13 protein-coding genes and 1 pseudogene are annotated in these 18,362 nt (G+C 71.0%); 5 read left to right on the top strand and 9 right to left on the bottom strand.

Translation table 11 applies throughout. The features are described 5' to 3' along the window. From ACWED2_RS16980 to ACWED2_RS16955, 6 genes and pseudogenes are all read right to left on the bottom strand, one after another. A pseudogene (locus ACWED2_RS16980) lies at positions 1-308 on the bottom strand (M15 family metallopeptidase); the annotation flags it as partial. A gap of 283 nt (positions 309-591) precedes the next feature. Next, entirely contained in the window at positions 592-1,860 is a 1,269-nt protein-coding gene (locus ACWED2_RS16975) for a vanadium-dependent haloperoxidase (protein ID WP_449691409.1), read from the bottom strand. 171 nt (positions 1,861-2,031) lie between these two features. Then, complete coding sequence (locus ACWED2_RS16970; RefSeq protein ID WP_449691408.1) at positions 2,032-4,473, bottom strand: glycoside hydrolase family 3 N-terminal domain-containing protein; 2,442 nt, start codon at positions 4,471-4,473, stop codon at positions 2,032-2,034. Positions 4,474-5,033: 560 nt separating this feature from the next. Further along, a complete protein-coding gene (locus ACWED2_RS16965) occupies positions 5,034-6,104 on the bottom strand; it encodes a class I SAM-dependent methyltransferase (RefSeq protein ID WP_449691407.1) in 1,071 nt (356 codons plus the stop codon). Positions 6,105-6,247: 143 nt separating this feature from the next. Beyond that, positions 6,248-7,141, bottom strand: a complete 894-nt coding sequence (locus tag ACWED2_RS16960; protein ID WP_449691406.1) for a hypothetical protein — start codon at positions 7,139-7,141, stop codon at positions 6,248-6,250. Further along, a complete protein-coding gene (locus ACWED2_RS16955; protein ID WP_354826765.1) occupies positions 7,138-7,488 on the bottom strand; it encodes a hypothetical protein in 351 nt (116 codons plus the stop codon). Before ACWED2_RS16955 ends, ACWED2_RS16960 begins: the two co-directional genes overlap by 4 nt. A 77-nt stretch (positions 7,489-7,565) precedes the next feature. Here ACWED2_RS16955 and ACWED2_RS16950 point away from each other — a divergent pair, with 77 nt between their 5' ends. Then, a complete protein-coding gene (locus ACWED2_RS16950; RefSeq protein WP_449691405.1) occupies positions 7,566-10,820 on the top strand; it encodes a CHAT domain-containing protein in 3,255 nt (1,084 codons plus the stop codon). 118 nt (positions 10,821-10,938) lie between these two features. On the opposite strand, the gene ACWED2_RS16945 is transcribed toward ACWED2_RS16950, so the two are convergent. Beyond that, positions 10,939-13,791: a BTAD domain-containing putative transcriptional regulator gene (locus ACWED2_RS16945; RefSeq protein WP_449691404.1), complete on the bottom strand. Its 2,853-nt coding sequence runs from the start codon at positions 13,789-13,791 to the stop codon at positions 10,939-10,941. Positions 13,792-13,935: 144 nt separating this feature from the next. On the opposite strand from ACWED2_RS16945, the gene ACWED2_RS16940 reads away from it, so the two are divergent. The 3 genes from ACWED2_RS16940 (at position 13,936) to ACWED2_RS16930 (ending at position 15,144) form a co-directional block, all read left to right on the top strand. Beyond that, entirely contained in the window at positions 13,936-14,247 is a 312-nt protein-coding gene (locus ACWED2_RS16940; protein WP_449691403.1) for a hypothetical protein, read from the top strand. A gap of 95 nt (positions 14,248-14,342) precedes the next feature. Further along, positions 14,343-14,645 carry a hypothetical protein gene (locus tag ACWED2_RS16935; protein ID WP_449691402.1) on the top strand — a complete coding sequence of 101 codons (303 nt, stop codon included), beginning with the start codon at positions 14,343-14,345 and terminating at the stop codon, positions 14,643-14,645. A gap of 121 nt (positions 14,646-14,766) precedes the next feature. Further along, positions 14,767-15,144 carry a hypothetical protein gene (locus ACWED2_RS16930; RefSeq protein ID WP_449691401.1) on the top strand — a complete coding sequence of 126 codons (378 nt, stop codon included), beginning with the start codon at positions 14,767-14,769 and terminating at the stop codon, positions 15,142-15,144. A 71-nt stretch (positions 15,145-15,215) separates the two neighbouring features. Here the strand turns inward: ACWED2_RS16930 and ACWED2_RS16925 are convergent, their stop codons facing one another. Both ACWED2_RS16925 and ACWED2_RS16920 read right to left on the bottom strand, forming a co-directional pair. Beyond that, a complete protein-coding gene (locus ACWED2_RS16925) occupies positions 15,216-15,917 on the bottom strand; it encodes a class I SAM-dependent methyltransferase (RefSeq protein ID WP_449691400.1) in 702 nt (233 codons plus the stop codon). Between the two features lie 546 nt (positions 15,918-16,463). Next, on the bottom strand, positions 16,464-16,874 hold the full coding sequence (locus tag ACWED2_RS16920; RefSeq protein WP_449691399.1) for an IS110 family transposase: 411 nt from the start codon (positions 16,872-16,874) through the stop codon (positions 16,464-16,466). Positions 16,875-17,288: 414 nt separating this feature from the next. Here ACWED2_RS16920 and ACWED2_RS16915 point away from each other — a divergent pair, with 414 nt between their 5' ends. Then, entirely contained in the window at positions 17,289-18,212 is a 924-nt protein-coding gene (locus ACWED2_RS16915; RefSeq protein ID WP_449691398.1) for a phosphotransferase, read from the top strand. Positions 18,213-18,362 lie beyond the last annotated feature (150 nt).

The raw sequence follows: 18,362 nt of genomic DNA, 5'->3' as shown, positions 1-18,362 counted from the left end.
GCGGCCATGGACGCGTCATCGTCGGAACCGTACTTCTCCACGGTCTCCATCCGCTCGATCGGGAACCGCCCGAAGTACAGCTCGGCGAAGACCCGGGCGACCTCGACGGCCCGGTCGGCGTTGACGACCAGCTCACCCCGATGCACAGCACCGTCGAAACCCAGGTGGCTCAACCTGACCAGCCGCAGCTGATCCGGCCCGACCGGACACCCCTCGTGCCAGCTGTTCCCCAGCCGCTCAGCAGAGACCGGCGTGATAACGGCGACGTACGGCGCAAGCCCGCTCCCGGCCGGCGCGGCGACCTCCACGGTCTGAGCCTCGACAGCCGAGGTGGCCGCCGTGGCCTGCGTGGCCCCGGTCAGGACCACCGACAGCGCAACCGTGATGACAGCAAGAAATTTGGTTCTCGAAGAATTCACTACGAAGGTCCACTTTCCCCAGCAGGATGATCCACTCTTGCCAGGCCGACCGTGCCAGCGGCGCCCGAACAGCGTCAACCGGCCCGAAAACGTTTCAGCCCTCCCCGAAACGTCCTTTCACCGGGCCGTGGACGGCAACCTTTCCGACTTCGGACAGGTCGGACCGGATTGGCTACAGTGGACAGCTGCCGTGGTGAGTGGGTCCGGTTCGCTTCAGCAGCCGGGTGGCGAGCACTTCGCTCGCGACGCCGCGGCCGATGGCCAGACCGGCCTGGTCGCTGAATTCGAAGTGCTGCCCGCCGAACACCCGCGACCGGCCGGCCTCGGCGGCGGCCGCGGAGAAACCGGGGTAGGTACGGGCTTGGCCGCCGGGTGCGGTGTCCGTGGTGTGCGTGAACCGCAGGTCGTCCGTGCAGAAGAACCCGGCCAGCACGGCCGCCGCCGCGCCGCTGTAGGAGCTGTGCCCGGACGGGTATTCCGGTGTTCCGCCCGCACTGCCGGCCCGCGGCGCCCAGTTCGGGTTCGGCTGCGTCCAGGGGTTCCCGTCGGTGTCCGCCTCGCGGATCGCCGTGGCGGGACGCCAGTGGCGGTAGGTGAACTTGGTGCCCACGGTGGCAACCGTCGTGTCGGCCAGCGTCATCGTCAGCAAGGCCAGCAGGCGCGCCGACGTGGGCAACGGCAGGTCGTGGGACACGGTCAGCGCGATCTTCACCCACTCGCCGGGCGGCTGGTCCGTGCCCGCCGGCAGGGACCAGAACTGGTAGGTCGCGAGCTTGTCGGGGGCGGGTATCCCGGCGTCGCCGAGCAACGCGACTTCGGTGAAGGCAGCGGCATAGTCGAGGCTGTCCAGGGCGGGTGGCGGACCCGGGACGTACCCGGCCGGGTTGCCGACGGCGAACGGGCGGACGTTGCGGTACTGCGCGCCGGACCACTCGGCCCGGAACACCCCGGGGCCCGAGCCGGCCGGCTGGCTCTGCACCGGGCTCGAGCCGTCGTCGGCACGGGAGGCCACCACCCGTTCGGCGACCTCACGGCCCCAGCGCACCCCGGCGTCGCGCTGCCGGCCGGGACGCAGCCCCGCCAGGTCGGCTTGGAGCCGGCTGTCGTAGCCGGCGGCTCGGTCCGGGTCCAGGCGGACGAGGACGCCGTGGGCCGCGGCGACAGCAGCGGCACGGGGATCCGCGCCGCGCGGGCCGGGGCCCGGGACCAGCGCGGGGGCGCGCGTCGGACCGGCGAGTCCGTTGACCGCGTCGTAAACGGCGACGTTGAGCATGGCGTACGTGCGGGCGGCGTCGGCGTCGGTGGCGCGGGTGGCGCGCACCGCGGCCAAGGCGAACTCGTTCCACACCCGCACGCTGTCCAACCGCGGCTCGGCGGCCGCGGGTGCGCTCAGCCCGGCGCCGGCCAACGCGAGCACCAGGGCCAGGACGATCTTCTTCACGGTCTCGCCTCCCGATCCGCTCGGGAATCCGCAGTCTCGACGCTCCCATCGTGCCGTGATTCCGGTGGCCCGGCGAGGGCCGGTCGACGGTGCCCCGGCTGGTCCGAACGGCGGCTTGGCAGCCTGCCCGCGGGGCGACGCCGGCACGTCGCCCCGCAGGCCGGTCCCGTCCTACTGGATCGTGAACGGCGCCGACACGTCCACCGCGTACGGCGTCGTGCCGTTCTTGTCCAGCTGCAGCACATAACTGCCCGGCACCACCACGGGCGGGCCGGACGCGTTGATGTCCCCCGCGCTTTCGGCCAGCGTGGCCGCCGGGAACGACACCCGCACGACCTGTGACCGGCCCGGGTCGAGCGTCACCCGCGCGAAGCCGACCAGCCGTTGCGGCGGGACGACCACCGGGCTCACCGGCTGGGCCACGTACACCGGCACGATGTCGGTGCCGGCGCGGGTGCCGGTGTTGGTGACGGTGAACGTCGCGGTGGCCGTGCCGTCGCGCGCGACCTTCGGCGTCACCGCCAGGTTCGTGTGGGTGAACGTCGTGTACGACAGGCCGTAGCCGAACGGGAATTGCGGGTTGTACGCGTTGCCCTGACCGGACGCGGTGCCGGGCAGCTGGTCGAAGAACTTCGGCTGGTCACCCAGCGGGGACGGGGCCGTGCCGGCGAAGTCGCCGCCGACGGACGGCGCGTCGGACGGCCAGCTGATCGGCAGCTTGCCCGCGGGGTTCGTCCCGCCGAACAGCACGTCCGCCACGGCCGTGCCGGTTTCCGTGCTGCCCTGGTAGGCCATCAGCACCGCGTTCGCCTGCTTCGCCGGACCCAGCCCGACCGGACGGCCCGCGACGACCACGACGATGACCGGTTTGCCGGTCGCCTCCAGTGCCGAGATGAGGGCCTGCTGGTCGGGGGCCAGTGCCGGAGCCGGGTTGTCGCCGAGCCCTTCCGCATAGGCCTTCTCCCCCACCACCGCCACATAGGCGCTGGTGTCCGCCGCCGCCGCGACGGCGCTGGCCTGGTCCGGCGCGTAGACCGCCGCCGGGTTCGCGGCCCGGATGCCGCCCAGCACCGTGGTGCCCGGCGGGATCTGGTTTTCGGGGCCCATGCAGCACACGTGCCCGGCGCCGGCCACGCCCTGCCAGCTCACGCTCCAGCCGCCGAGCTGGTTGGTCATCGAGTCCGCACTCGGGCCGGTCACCACGACCTTCGCGTTCGCCGGCAACGGCAGCGCGTTGTTCTCGTTGCGCAGCAGGGTGATCGACTCCCGCGCGGCCTTGAGCGTCTGGTCGCGGCCCGCGGTGACGGCGGCATCGGCGGCGTTCGGGTCGACGCACGGTTTCGCCGGGTCGGCCACGCACGGCTGGTCGAACAGGCCGAGCTGGAACTTCAGCGTGAGGATGCGGCGCACGGCCTGGTCGATCCGCGCGCGCGAAATCTTGCCCGTGTCGACGGCCTGCAGGATCGCGGCCTGCCACCCGGCCGCGTCGGAGACCTGCATGCTCATGTCGACACCCGCGTTCACGGCGGCGGCGATGGCACCCGGCAGGTCCGGCGCGATGTGGTAGGCGGTCTGCAACGCGGTGACGTCCTGGTAGTCGCTGATCACGACCCCCTGGAAGTGCATCTGGTTGCGGAGGACGTCGGTCAGCAGGTAGCGCGACGCGGTGGCGGGAACGCCGTTGATCGAACCGGAGTTGACCATCACCGTCCCGGCGCCCGCGTCGATCCCGGCCGCGTACGGCGGCAGGATCGTCGTCTGGAGGTAGTTCATCGGGAGCAGCGCCTCGGCCCGGTCGTGGCCGTTGACCGACTGCGAGTAGCCGGCGAAGTGCTTGACGGTGGCGCTGACGTTCAGCTCACCGCGCTTGCCGGGCGTCTGCATGCCCTTGATGTTCGCGGCGCCCATCGCGGCCGCCAGGACCGGTTGCTCGGCCCACGTCTCGTAGGTGCGGCCCCACCGGTTGTCGCGCGCGATGTCCTGCACGGGTGCGAAGTTCCAGGTCCAGCCGGTGGCGCGCAGGGCGTCCGCGGTCGCCTTGCCCCCGGCGTGGGCGAGCGCGGGATCCCAGGTGGCGCCCATGCCGATGGACTGCGGGAACAGCGGCGCCTGCCACGGGTGGCCGAAGCCGTGCACCGCGTCGACGCCGAACACCACCGGGAGGTGCAGGCGGGAGTTCTTGATCGCGAACTGCTGGATGATGTTGTACTCGGTGGCCCAGTCGTGGCCGGTGTTGCCCACGCCGCCCTTGCCCGTGGTGTCGACCGGGTTCTCGGTACCGCCCGCGAGGATCGAGCCGACGTTGGCGTCGACCAGGATCTTCTTCATGCACTCGGGGTTGGGCAGGTTGAAGCCGTTGTTGCCGCAGGTCGTGCCGTTCGGGTCGGTCAGCGTGGTGACCAGCTGCTGGTCCATCTGCCCGACCTTCTCGGGCAGTGTCATGGCGTGCAGCAGCGCCTCCACCCGCGCCGGCACCGGGCGATGGGTGTCGAGCCAGGGGGTGACGGCGGGATCGGCACTGCTGCTCGCGGTGAACGTGGGAACCGCGAGCAGAACCGCCGCCGCGAACACCGTGACGGTGGCGCGGGTACTGCGTCTGTGGTTGCGGAACACCTGACCTCCTTCAGCCGTGGTCGGCACGGACCGGCCGCATGGGTGCGAGCCGCACCGTAAGCACCTTCCGGAGGGCTGTAAAGCGCCGAACGGCGGCGCCCATTCGCCCATGTCGAAGGGAGACGTGCGCGTTCGTGCCGGCTGAGGCGGGGTTGCCGGACGGCCGCCGGGCGACCACCCACCGGGGGTACGGCGAGCTTGAGGCTCGAAAGAATTCGGAGCGAGCCGGGCGGCCAGGCGAGCCGTAGCCGGGCGGCGCGAAGCCTGCTTGCGGTGGAAGCTGTGCGGGTCGAGCGGGAAGCGCAACCATTCGCGGTGGCCCGCTTCCGGAATTCGCCCATGCCGAAATGCGGGTACCCATCGGCACTGGTCGATTAGGGCCGGCGCGTTCCGCGGGCGATCCGGCGCGGCGAGAGCCGGCGTCCGCTCACGTCATCCGACGTACGCCGCGCCTTCCCGGGCGAACAGCCGCGCGGACGCCGCGCCGATCCCGGTGCTCGCTCCGGTGACCAGGGCGACCTTCCCGGCCAGCAACATGACAGACCTCCCATCACCGCGGGCTAGGCGGTACCCCGGCGGGCCACCACCCGATACGCGTTGGACCACCCGCGCGGCCGCCCGAACGGCGCGCTGAGCCGGTCGACGATCGAGGCCAGCACGAACAACGGCACGCACGCGACGAACGTGGCCTTGCGCAGGATCCGCCGCCATCGGGCCGGCGGGGCGGCTCGCCACGGAAGGTCCTCCCCGTCGATGGTCAGGGCGTTGACCACCATGAGCGAGGCGGCCAGGACGTCGATCGCCGAATGCGGCTCGGCCCGCTGCTCGGCGACCACGGTGAACCCGCGAGCCGCCAGCTCCGCGCGGAGGTTGCCGATCGGCAACAGGTTCAGGTGCTGGGGCTGCAGCCAGGGCATCCACCACCGGCCGAGCACCTTCGCCCAGCGACATTCCGGATCGGGCAGCTCGATCGCCAGCAGCCCGCCGGGCCGCAGCACCGTCATCGCCGCCGCCAGCTCTCGCCGGGGTTCCGTGGTGTGTTCGAGGTAGTGGTACATGCTGACCACGTCGTAGCGCCCGGCGAGCTCCTCGGCCAGGTCCACGAACAGGCCCCGGTAGCCGGTCCGGATCCAGCCCTGCCGACGCGCGAGCTCGACCCCCTCGCCGAGATCGAGACCGTCGAACTCGACACCGGGCAGCACCGCGGCGGCTTCGTGGCAGAAGTGCCCGTGTCCCATGCCGACGTCGAGCCACTCCCCCGCCGCGCCGACGTCGCGGACCAGCTCGGCCCGGGAGCGATAACCCGCCCGGTTGCTCTCGAACATCCCGGTCATGTTCTTTTCGCCGAGCCCGTCGTAACAGTCCCGGTAGTAGAGCTCGAGCCCGGCCGGGTTCAGCCGGGGGTTCTGGAAGACGTGCCCGCAGTCCCGGCATTGGTCGAGCACGAACCGCCCCGGCTTGTGCTGCAGCAGGTCGGTGGTGCGCACCCGGGCCCGAAGGGCCGCGGAGCCGCACCACGGACAGCTGCCGCGGCGAGGTTCGAAGAACCGATCCACCCCGCCGGCCAGATCCGCCAGATAGGCCGGACGGCGCACGGCGACCGGATCGGCTGGTGCTTCGTCCTCGATCATGGACGCGGAGCCTAGTGCGCGCACCACCACCAGGTGCACCGTCGAACGGACGAAAATGCTTCGCCGGCCCTCCGACGGGTGGGCTGCCCGCTCAGCCGAGGCCTAGATGACGGATCACCAAGTCCCGCAGGCGTTACCGCCGTTCAGCGGCCCTTGCGCACGATCGCGGTCACCTGCTCGCCTTCGCCGACCTCCAACGGCCCGGCCGGCCGTTGCGTCCCGACGCCGACCGCGGCTGCCAACGCGCAGCCGTACAGATCGAGCGCGGACTCGACCAGTGCGGTGAGGTCGGTGATCGCGGCCCGGCCGCGTACCCAACCCGTGGCGCCGACCACCACCGCCACCACGACGGCCGGCCACCACAGCGCGCCGAGCACGAGCGCCGGCCAGGCCCAGCTGGCGACGGTGACCGCGGCCGCGAACGCCCCGTTCGCGGCGGTGATCTCGGCCCGTGCGGTCTCCGGCATGGTGAGCCAGAAGCGGGACCACGCGAACGGGAGATCCAGGCCGTACCGGTCGGCCGCGATCCTCTCCACGGCGTGGATGCGGTCGCCCATCCAGGTCGGCCGGCCCGGTCGCGCCATCGCGACCGCGTTCGCCCGCGCCGCGGCGAGATCGATCTCGCGCTGTGTGGCGGCGCTTCGCGTGGCCGACGGCTGTGCGGCTTCCAGTTCGTGGCGGCGGCTCAGGTGCCGTTCCCACCGTCGGACCCGCCGGGCCGTCAGGATCGCTCCCGGCCACCGGCCCAGCCACAGAGCCCGGGTGACGCCGGTCATGGCCTGGACCACCAGACCGACGCCGGCCGACGCGAGCAGCGCTGCGACGAGCACCACCGCCTGCACGGTTGCCGGCCGGCCGGCAACCGACGTCGTCGCCGCGGTGAGCGCGCGCGTCGCCATCGAGAGGTCCAGCGCGTGCTGGTGCCCCGACCCGACACCGACAATCGCGCCGGCGACGAACAGCGCGCCGGGGACGAGCAGCAGGCCGACCCACCGCTGCGCGAGTGTTTTCGCCAGTTCCTGGAAGAATCCGCTCATCGAATACGCTTCATCACCGAATCGGTCACTTGGCAACGCGGCACCGGCCCGGCGGGGACCGGCCGTTCCTCGCGCGCGCAGTGGCCGTGCGGACAGCCGAAGAGTTCCTCGTGCGCCCGGCCGGCGCCGGCGCCGGGCAGTCCGCGGTGCAGCGAACGGTGCCCGGTGGCCGGGTCGATGTCGAAGTAACGCTTGAGCAGACCGGAAATCGGCCGGCCCTCGGCGGCCGCCCGCTCGATCCGGGCCAGCTGCCCGTGCTTCGTCTCGTCGAGCCGCGCGACCTCGGCACGCAGATCCGGCAGATCGAGGCAGAACTGCGCCAGCACCTGCCGTTCGGCGTCATCCATCCGGTTTCTCCCAGCTCGGTTTCCGCCGCCTGGATCGTATGGCGGCCGACGACCCCGGTTGGGTATGGTATCGGCCGGTGGCATCTGACGAGGCGCTGGCTCGGTTGTCCGGGCGGCTGGCCGACTTCCGGCGATCGGGCCGGCCCGATGTGTTGTTTTCGAGGGCGATCACCGCCGACGCGGACGAGGTGACCTCGATCGCGTCGTCCGGCACGGACGACGAGCAGAGCACCGCGGCGCGCGTGGTGCTCGGCCGGCTGCACTTCTTCCGCGCTGCCGCTCTGGCCGAGGAGGCCAAGCACGCGGAACTGGCCAGAGCGCTGACTTTTCTCGCACCCCTGTCCGGCAATCCGGCCGTGCTGCCCGATCCGCTGCGCGCACTCCTCGGCCCGACGGCCGACGCGACCGCCCAGGACGCGGTCGGGACCGACTTGCTGCGTGCCGCCTTCCGCACCCCCGATCCGTATCTGCTCGGCGCCGGAATCACGCTGATGGCGGCCGCGGTCGCCGCGACCGCCGACGACGATCCCCGCGCCGGCGCCCGGATGGCGATGCTCGTCGTGGGCCACCAGTGGCGTTACCAGCGCACCCACCGCGCCGACGATCTGGAGCGGACCATCGAGACGGGGGAACGCGCGATGCGCGTCCTCGGGGCGGACCACCCGGAGTTCGCCGGAATCCTGTCGAACCTCGGGGTGGCCCATCGAGCCCGGTACACGCGAACCGGGGCGATGCCCGACCTGACCCGCTCGATCGAACTCACCGCGACGGCGCTGGCCGCGCATGCCGCCGACGATCCGAGGCGCGCGGTGTGCTTGGCCAATCTCGCCGACGGCTATCGCGACCGGTCGAGCAGAACCGGTGACCTCGCCGATCTGGGCGCCGCGATCGACTGCGCCGAGCAGGCGCTGGCCTGCACCCCGGCCGGCCACCCCGACCACGCCGGCTATCTGGCCAAAGTCGGCGCGGCCTGCTTCCGCCGGTACGAGCGCCTCGGCGACGTCGCCGATCTGCGGCGGGCGATCGAGTCCGAGGAACGGGCGCGCGCGGCGGACCCGGACCTGCACCGCCCGCCGGCCGACCTGTGCGTGATGTACCGCGAGCGGTACCAGCGGTTCGGCGATGTCGCCGACCTGCACCGGGCCATCGAGTCGGGTGAGCAGGCCTTGGCGATGCTGCCCGAGCACGACGTGCGCCGTGCCGCGCCGGCGTCCATGCTCAACCTGGCCTGCCGCCACCTGTACGAGGCCACGGAAGACCTGGCCCACCTGCGGCGCGCGATCGGCTACGGCCGGTTGGCGGTCGCGACGTACCAGGCCGGTTCGCTGGACCGGGCGAGCGCGCTGGGCAACCTCAGCCCCGCGCTGCAACGGCTCTACGAGCACACCGGCCTGCTGTCGGACCTCCAGCAGGCCATCGACGTGGACGAGGAGGCGCTCGCGCTGCTGCCCGACGGCCATCCGGTGCGGGTCACGTCGCTGTCCAACCTCTGCGTCGCCTACCGGAGCCGGGCGGAACACACCGAGGCGGCTGCCGATCGGACGTACGCCATCGAACTGGGCGAGCGGGCGCTGGCCGCCATCCCGGCCGAGGATCCGACCCGGGGCGTCACCATCCGGATGGTGAGTGCCGCGTACCGGGAGCGCTTCGAACACCACGGAGACCACACCGATCTGGACCGGGCCATCGAACTCGCCCACCTGGCGCTGGACACGCTCCCCGCCGACCGCCCCGACCGGTACCGCTACCTGTCCGAGCTCAACATCGTCCACCAGCGCCGTGCCCGGTACTCCGGCGACGCGGCCGACATGCGACGCGGTATCGGATTCCAGGAACAGGCGCTCGCCTGCCTGTCACCCGGCCATCCCGACCGGGCACTGGTGGCCGCGAACCTCGGCCAAGCGCACCACCAGTTCGCCACCACCACGGGTCGCCCGCTGAACGAGGAGCGCCTCGGCCCGCTCATCGACGTGATCGCCGGCTCGGCCGCCACGGCGTCGACGACCCAGCAGGTGCGCTCGTACCACGTGGCCGGCCGGCTGGCGACGGTGCTCGGTGACCACGTCCGTGCCACGACACTGCTCGACTCGGCCGCCGCGCTGTTGCCGTCGGTCCCGCCGCCGGGCGCGAACTGGCGGGACCGCGAGTACCGGATCGGCCGATACACGGGGCTGGTGCGAGAAAGCATCGCCGCGCACTGCGCGATCGGCGATCCCGCAGGCGCCGTCGAGGTGGCCGAACTCAGCCGGGGCATCCTGCTGGCCGCCGAACTCGACGTCGACGCGGAAACCGTTGACCCGCCGGCGTTTCCGGAGCTGCGAACGGCGGCGGCCGACGGCGTGGTGGTCCTGGTCAACACCGACCTCCGACAGGGTGCGGCGATCATCGTCACCGCCCCCGGCGATCCGCTCCTCGTCCGCCTGCCCGAGCTCGGCGGCGCCGAGCTGCACCGGCGGATCCAGGAACTCATCGACGTCAACCGGCAAAGCGGCTTCGCCGCCGCACTGCGACGGCGGCGTGTCGTCCCGGAGATCGCCGGCTGGCTGTGGGACGTCGCGGTCGCCCCGATCCTGGCGGCCCTGCCGGCCACGTCCCGCGTGTGGTGGATGCCGACCGATCTGCTCAGCCTGTTCCCGTGGCACGCCGCCGGGCATCCGGGCGAACCGGGCGCCCTGGACGCGGTGGTCTCCTCCTACACGGCGACCCTGCGCACGTTGACCCACGCCCGGTCCCGCCCCTCGACGGCCGGACGCAAGCAGCTGGTCATCGCCGTCCCCGATGCCCCGGGCTCGGCGCCGCTGCCGGCCACCGCCGGCGAAGCCGGACAGCTCCACGACGCCCATCCCGGCCTGCCGCTGCTGGCCGGGGAGCACGCCACGACCGACGCCGTCCTCGCCGCGCTGCGCGAATCGACGTGGGCGCACTTCGCGTGCCACGCGGACGCCGACCTGCTCGTGCCCTCCCGCAGCGGAATCCGGCTCCACGACGGAGTCCTGTCGCTGTCCGCGATCAGCCGGCTGCGGCTGGCCGACGCCGAACTGGCGTACCTGTCCGCCTGCTCGACCGCGAACCCGGGCATCAACCAGGCCGACGAATCACTGCACCTCGCGTCGGCCTTCCAGCTGGCCGGCTTCCGCCACGTCATCGCCACCTTGTGGCCGATCGCCGACGACTTCGCGGCCACCGCCGCGCGCGAGATCTACCGGCACCTGGACGGGACGCCGGCAGCCGGCGACGCCGCTCTTGCGGTCCGGCGTGCCACGCTCGACCTGCGCGCCGAGTACCCCGGACGCCCGGATCTGTGGGCGTCACTGATCCACAATGGACCCTGAACTGATGCGTGTTCGCCCTCCCCACCAGGCGAAGCGGACCGCCCTGGGAGTTGCTGCTGCTTGCCGATCAGGGGGCACCCGGGTGAGCCGCGCGATAACGGGCAAGAAGGCGTCTGGGCTACGTGGCGGTTCGGGTGCCCCGGGGTGGCTGGCTTTCGAGGTCGTCGAGTTGGTGTCGTACGCGGGTGGCGTCGTCGTGGCGGCCTTGTTCCCGGTACAGCGTCAGGGCTTTTCTCCACACCGCGCGGGCTTGTCCGGTCTGTTCGAGGGCGAGGTGGGAGTGGCCGAGCGCGTCGAGGGTGCCGGCGATGTCGTAGGTGTTGCCGTGGTAGCGGTAAAGGGACAGGGCGTCGTGATAGCGGTCGATGGCTTGCTGGTGGCGGCCGTCGTGGTGGTCTATGTAGGCGAGACTTTCCAAGGTGGTCGCCTCGCCGGTGGGGTTGTCGTGGTGCCGGTACATGGTGAGGGCGGCTTGGCAATGGTCTCGGGCTGTGTCGTAGTCGCCCAGGCGGGCGGCGCACCAGCCCACCGCGCCGAGCGCGTCGGCTTCCCATACCGGCCGGTCGCGGCCGCGTAAAAGGTCCAGGGCGCGGCGGGCGTGCGCCAAGGCCCGCCGGCCGTCGCCGCGCTGCTCCCAGGTCCAAGCGAGCGCCTGATGGGTTTGGGCTTGGTGCGTGGGGTTCTGGTGGTGTTCGGCGAGGGTGCGGGCTTGGTCCAGGTGTGTGATGGCGTTCTCGTGGCGACCCAGTTCGGCGTAGGCGAGGCCGAGGTAGCGGTGGGCGTGGATGCGGGTGGTGGGGTCTGGGAGGTGGGCGGCCGCGTCGACGGCGGCTTGCCACACGGTGAGCCGGTCGTGGTGGTGTCCTCGCTGGTAGTGGAAGGTGTGCAGGCTCCAGGCCAGCCACCAGACGGTGGCGTGCCGGTGCCGGGCGGCGGCGGTGTGTTGGGCGGCGAGCAGGCAGGCGTGCTCGGTGCTCAACCAGGCCAGCGCCGTCGGGATGTCGCGCAGCGGGTGGAGGTGGACACCGGGCTCGGGCGAGTCGAGCGCTGGGGGGTCGCGGTGGAGGTCCAGGAGCGCGGCGGCGGCGCGCGCTGTGCAGGTGTAGAAGTCGACGACCCGCCGCAGCGCCGTCTCCTGCACCTCGGTGGGTAGGTAGTCGACGACAGTGATGGCGTAGGCGCGGACCAGGTCGTGCATGGCGTAGCGGCCGCCGGCGGTGCGGTTGACGAGGGAGGCGTCGGTCAGCGCCCGCAGTATGGCGTGCGTCCTGTTTTCGGGTAAGCCGGTGAGCGCGGCGGCGGCGGACAGGCTGGTATCGGGGCCGGGGGCGATGCCCAGCAGGGCGAAGACCTCACGTTGCTCGTCGCTGAGGTGGTGCAGGGACCAGGACAGCACTGCGGGGAGGCTGGCGGTGAGTTCCTGCGAGTCCAGCGCGTCCAACCCGAGGGTGCGGAGTTCGGCGGCGATCTCGGCCAGGGACAGGCGGAGGTCGGCGGCGGCATGGGCGGCGATCAGCCCCAGTGCCAGGGGGAATCCGCCGCACAGGTCGATGAGCTCCGCGACTGCGGGTCGTTCGGCTGTGACGCGGTCGGGGCCGAGGGTGGCCGCCAGCAGGGCACGGGTCTCGGTGTCGGTGAGCACGTCCAGGTGCATCGGCCGGGCGCCGTGGCGGGCGATGAGCCCCCGGAGCTGGTTGCGGCTGGTCACCAGGACCGTGCACCGGTGGCCGCCGGGCAGCAGGGGGATGACCTGGTCGGTGGTGGCTGCGTTGTCCAGCACCACGAGCATCCGTTTGTCCGCGACGAGGCTCCGGTACAGCTCGGCGCGGCGGTCCGGGTCGGTGGGCCGGCGGTCGCGGTCGACGCCCAGGGCGTCGAGGAACCCGCCGAGCACGTCGGCCGGCTGCGCCGTCCGTCCGGTGGGGCTGAACCCACGCAGGTCGACGAACAGTTGCCCGTCGGGAAACCGGTCCAGGTTGCGGTGCGCCCAGGCCAACGCCAGCCAGGTCTTGCCGATCCCGCCGGTGCCCCCGATGGCCGAGATGAGCGTCATCGTGCCGGCCGGCATTCCCTCGCCCGCGGGCGGAGCGCCGTCCTCGGACGGTCCGCTGGTGGGCAGCGTGGCGTCGAGTCTGTCGAGCTCATCGTGGCGGCCGACGAACCATGCGGGCGCGGCGGGCAGTTGCCGAGGGATCACCACCGGCCGGGTCGCCGGGCCCGCAGGTGCGTGGAGCAGGTCGGGGTCGGCGGTCAGGATCCGCTGGTGCAGGTTCTGCAAGGCGGCCCCGGGGTCGGTGCCGAGCTCCTCAGCCAGTTGTTTCCGGAGTTGCCGGTAGTGGTCCAGGGCGTCGGCCGAACGTCCGGCGCGGTGCAGCGCCAGCATGTACTGGCCGGCGACGCGCTCGTCCAGCGGATGCTGCCCGGCTCGGGCGGACAGTGGCGCCACCAACTCGTCGCCGAGGCCGACAGCGAGCTGGGCGTCGACCAGATCGTGCTCGGCCGCCCAGCGTTCCTGCAGCCAGCGGTCACGCTCCCCCGCCACCCAGTCCCCGCTCAGCCCGGACAGCGGTTGCCCGTGCCACAACGCCAGCGCGTCGGTCATCAACGCCACTCTGCGCGTGTCGTCTCCGGCGCCACGGGCTTGGTCACGCAGTGCCCGGAACCGGAGCAGGTCTACCGCTTGATCCGGCTGGTCCAGTTCGAGGACGTAGCCGTCGGAGCGGTGCACGATGGTCACCGCGCCCGCGAACGTGCCGCGCAACCGGGAGACATGGGTTTGCAGCGTTGCTCGTCCTCGTCGCGGTGTATCGGCACCCCACACCCGGCCCACCAACCGATCCGCCGGCACCAGCCGGTTGGCCTCCACCGCCAACGCCGCCAGCACACACCGCTGCCGCGGTGTTCCCAGGTCCACCGGCCGCCGGTCGACCCGAGCGGTGACCTCGCCCAGCAAAGTGATCTTCACCGACATGTCCGTCTCCCCAGGTGTGGCGCCTGCCGCAGGACAGGAATAGTCCGCTGACCAGGGAGATACAGGATTCCGGCGAGAGTTTCACACGAACGGTCGAGCATCCTCGCAGGCCTCCAGAGCATCCCCGCTGGAAGGAAGTCATCCATGACCCGATTCTTCGCCGTCAGTCGAATCGCGGCATCGACCGTGCTGGCCGGCGCCGCCGTGCTCGGCGGTGCCCAGGCCGCGCCCGCCGCGGCGCCGGCCCCCTCGGGCTGCGTGATCTCGACGCTGAGCAACGGGGCCGACGTCTTCTGCAGCCATGGCACCGGCACGTACCGCGCTGTCACCCGGTGCGACAAGAACAACCGGCCCGACTACAACCGCTACGGGCCGTGGGTGACCGCCGGCAACTGGTCCTCGGCCTGGTGCAACGACAGCGACCGCGCGTTCAACCAGGGAATGCAGACCGGCTGAGGCGACCGCCCGCCATCCACCCGGCCATCCGAACCACCACACGAGAGGAAACCATGCTCGGGAAACGACCATTGTCGACCGCCCGGGGGATCGGGGTGACCGCGCTGTTCGCCGCGGCTGCCTTCGCGGGCGGCACCACCGCGGCGGTGGCCACTCCCACCGGCCCGGCCGCGGTCGCGGCACCGTCGAACTGCGGCGTCACGGCCGGGGGCTATTGGGTGACCGCGTACTGCGCGGGCGGCTCGGGCGAGTTCCGCGCCTACACGCGGTGCGATGAGCCGCTCTGGCCCGACTACAACCGCTACGGGCCCTGGGTCCGCGCCGGGTCCGGGGCGGAGAGCACAGCGATCTGCTCCGCCTACGACCGAGCCTTCAACTACGGCGTCCAAGTCCGTTAGCAGCCCGTGCCGAGCGGTCCGGTAGTCCCGCGGCGCGAACCGCAGGCGCCGGAACCTCGACGTGGCACACAATCCCTTCGAGCAAAGGATCCCCATGAAGAGTCGACGTCTTCTCCGACTGATGCCCATCGCTCTTGCCGCCGTCTCCATGGTGGCGCTCGCGCTGCCGGCCGAGGCCGCGAGCACCACCGTGGTGGCCGAAGGGTCCACGGCGACCCTGAACTACACCTTCCAGCACGCCTCGGGAACAAGCCTGACCATCACCGTGACGGATACCAAATGCAACGCGAATCCGGCAGTCGGGGAGGTCGGGCTCTACGGCCGGAATGGTCAATTCGACTACGTCGAATACAAGAACAGCTCAGGGTGCCACGGCGGCGCCAGGAGCTACAGCACCGGCTATTTCATCGAGCCGTACGACATCATCAACATCCGCCTCTGCGCTCGCGGTGGCGGGCCGATCAAGTGTTCGGGGTACATCGACAACCCCTATACCTGAGTGGTGACGCCTGATGCCCTGGCGAACCACCTAGTGCGGACGGCTTCCCTGACGGGGGGCCGTCCGCATCGTCACGTTGCCGTGCCGGCATCGCCGGGCTTCGTGCCCGCGATCAGCATCGCGTGGCCGAGCACCTTCGGGTGCCGCAGCGGGAACGGCAGCGGCAGGAAGTCGGCCAGGCTGCGGAACTCCGCGATCGAGGCGCCCGCCTTGCCGACCGCGTCCCGGACATCGTCGAGCGAGGGATAGAAGGCCGGGTCGCCGAACAGGTCGAGGAAGACATACCGACCGCCCGGCGGGAGGACCCGCAGCGCCTCGGCCACCCCGTCGGACTTGCGCTCCACGTCGTCGATCTCGTGGAAGGTCAGGCAGCTGACCACCACGTCGAAGCTCCCGTCGGCGAAGCCGAGGGCGGCACCGCTTCGCTTGAGGAATGCCGTGCGGGCGGCCACCCCCTCGATCCGCGCGTTGTCCTCGCACAGCTCCTTCGAGTACTCCCAGTCCCGCCCCCAGGAATCGACGCCGGTCACGGTACTGCCCGCCGACGCTCTCGCGAGCTTGACGACCAGGCTTCCACTGCCGCACCCGACGTCCAGTACCCGGCTTGCCGCCGGCAGTTCGACCTTCGCGACGATCAGCTCGTGGATGCGGCGTTGAAGATCACCACCGCGGGGCGCGAACCGATAGACGGTGAGCGCAAGGATCATCGCGATGTAACCGAAGAGCGCGAACGGCACCAGGAACAGCAGGAACCACAGCGACAAGAACGACAACGCGCTCCCGGCAAGACAGAGGCCGCTCAACACCGCGAACACGACGAGCCGGGTGCTACGGATCCATGTGCGGTAACGCGGCTCGAGGGCTACCGCCGCGGATGACCGCCCAGCCCCGGCCGACGAGCGCTCGCCCGGCATCGGTCGATGTTACCGCGTCCGGCACAATTCTCGAGAACAGAACAGCGTGAGGGAGTACGACAGTCTCCTGTTTTCGACAGGGTCAGTGGATTTGTCAGAAATTACCCGTCCAGCGGAATTACGCGCCAGTCCGTAGTCCAGCAGGAGCAGCAACCACCGCATCGGGACAGTGACCATCGCCGGTCGCCCATGACCCCCGCCGCGCCCCCTCCTCGGCCCCGGGTGATCGCTATGGAGGGTTCCTTCGTCGAACACCGACACGCAGAACATCTGTCTATGCCGAATGAGCGCGAGTCCGCAGACTGGAAGGCGCATGCATCGTTCCGCTCGTTGTTCGACGCGGTCACCCTCGCCGGAGCGGCCGACCTGTTTGGTCAAGCTGCACCATGGCAACCTCCACACCGTTCAGACTGGGTACAGAGCATCGGTCCCAGCGAAGAAATGGTGGCATGACCATGACGACGTTGTATCCGTCCACCGACCCACCGGCTCCCCGTCCCGCCCTGCCGCCGATTCCGCCCCGAAAGATCGCAATCGGGGTCGCCGGGCTGTCATCACGACCAGCTCCGGGTCGGCCTGGACGCGGGTCAAGTCCGGGGCTCGCAGCGCAGCCAGCGCGAGGGAGTGCGCGTCCACGGGATCAGTCTTGCGGCCGTTGCCGGTGGCGAACACCCGCACCTGCGCAGACAGTTTCGCCGGCACATCCAGCACGGTCTCGCCCTCGTGGACCAGTCGGTGGGCGACATGCCGGCCGACGCCGTTGCAGCCTTCCATCGCCCATACCCGGTCGGTGAACCTGCGCCCGGCCGCCAGCATTTCGGCGTAGCCGAATTGGTCTGTGCCGAACTTCCCGTCGTGAGTATGTCACCGAGTTCGTTGATCACCTCGATTGTCGCCGAGCGTTTATGCGGGTCCATCCCGATGATCACCGGCATGCGGTTCTCCCTTGCCTCTGCGCGACGATGACAGCAAGGAGGGCACCGCCGACGTGAGGGAGCGACTCACCGAGCACCTGGACCAGAGTCTGGCCGGACCCAGTCCTGCCGCCTAGTCTTAAGCAGCCGACGAGCGGGGCTGCGGAAGATCATCTTGTCTGCCGGTGGCGGGATGCCGGAGAGAGCTTTCCGCCCGCGCGTGGCGTTTCTTCGATAGGTTCCGGGAATGCCTCAATCCGCTGACGTCGGCGACCTCTCGGGGCTCATGCGTGATGCGCTGGGGGCAGGATGCCGAGTGGTCGCGGTCGACCGGTTGCGCGGTGGGAGCAAGAAGGGGGTCTACAAGGTCCGCCTCGGTGGAACCCGCACAGCCAGCGTGGTCGTTTACAACTGGGCCGAAACAGAGAACTTCTGGCCCGGCCAACGGGAGGCCGACCCGGCTGACCCGTTCGCGCCCGCCTCGGGCCTGGTCCCGTTCTTGGCCGCGCAGCGCACCTTGGACGCACTCGGCGTTCGAACTCCGCGGATACACCTGGTGGACGACAGCCGGCGCCGCTGTCCAGCGGACGTCGCCGTGGTCGAGGACGTCTCCGGTGGCACGCTCGAAGCACTTTTCGAAACCGATCACCCGCGTGCCGCGAAGGCCTTGGCCGAACTGGCCGAGACGCTCAACGTGATGCACCGGCATCGGAGCCGGACCTACGGCAGGGTCGACCTGCCGGACCGGAGCGGATCGGTGCCCGCGATCCCGTGCGAGCGGCGGGTTCTCGACCGCGCGCTGCGGGACCTCGATGAGGCGGCGGAGCGCGACGCGCGCATCGCGGCAGCCGGCCCCGCGTTGCGCGACCGTCTGCGGGAATTGGCCGGCCCGGTCCGTCCTCGCACGGAGTACGGGCTGATCCACGGAGAACTCGGCCCCGACCACGTCCTGATCGATGCCGACGGGCACCCTGTGCTGATCGACATCGAGGGCCTGATGCACTTCGACGTCGAATGGGAGCACGTCTTCCTCCGGCTCCGCTTCGGCACGCACTACACCAGGCTGGCCCGGCCCGACCTGGATCAGCGGCGGCTCGACCTCTACATGCTCGCTATGCGTCTGTCGCTGGTGGCCGGCCCACTGCGTCTCCTCGACGGGCCCTTCCCCGATCGAGCTTCCATGCACGCGATCGCCGAGCACAATGCGAAAGCGGCGCTGGCGTTCCTGCCTCCGGTGTAGCGCTCGGCCGCGCCGGACACCGGCTCATGATCGCTTCGCGGGCTTCGGCAAGCAATCGAGTTCCGCCTGCATGACGTGTCTTTCGCCTGTTCTGGCTGGTGGCCTCGGGGCTGCGACGCGCGCTCGTGCCGACGAGCGGACCACGCGTCA

The sequence above is a fragment of the Amycolatopsis sp. NPDC005003 genome, from assembly GCF_053600695.1.
The sequence above is the reverse complement of the archived record's forward strand: the minus strand, read 5'-3'. Positions and strand labels throughout refer to the sequence as shown.

Coding starts and splice junctions, on each gene's coding strand:
- ACWED2_RS16965 (WP_449691407.1), bottom strand. CDS start 6,104: ATGATCGAGGACGAAGCACCAGCCGATCCGGTCGCCGTGCGCCGTCCG.
- ACWED2_RS16960 (WP_449691406.1), bottom strand. CDS start 7,141: ATGAGCGGATTCTTCCAGGAACTGGCGAAAACACTCGCGCAGCGGTGG.
- ACWED2_RS16955 (WP_354826765.1), bottom strand. CDS start 7,488: ATGGATGACGCCGAACGGCAGGTGCTGGCGCAGTTCTGCCTCGATCTG.
- ACWED2_RS16945 (WP_449691404.1), bottom strand. CDS start 13,791: ATGTCGGTGAAGATCACTTTGCTGGGCGAGGTCACCGCTCGGGTCGAC.
- ACWED2_RS16940 (WP_449691403.1), top strand. CDS start 13,936: ATGACCCGATTCTTCGCCGTCAGTCGAATCGCGGCATCGACCGTGCTG.
- ACWED2_RS16930 (WP_449691401.1), top strand. CDS start 14,767: ATGCCCATCGCTCTTGCCGCCGTCTCCATGGTGGCGCTCGCGCTGCCG.
- ACWED2_RS16920 (WP_449691399.1), bottom strand. CDS start 16,874: ATGCTGGCGGCCGGGCGCAGGTTCACCGACCGGGTATGGGCGATGGAA.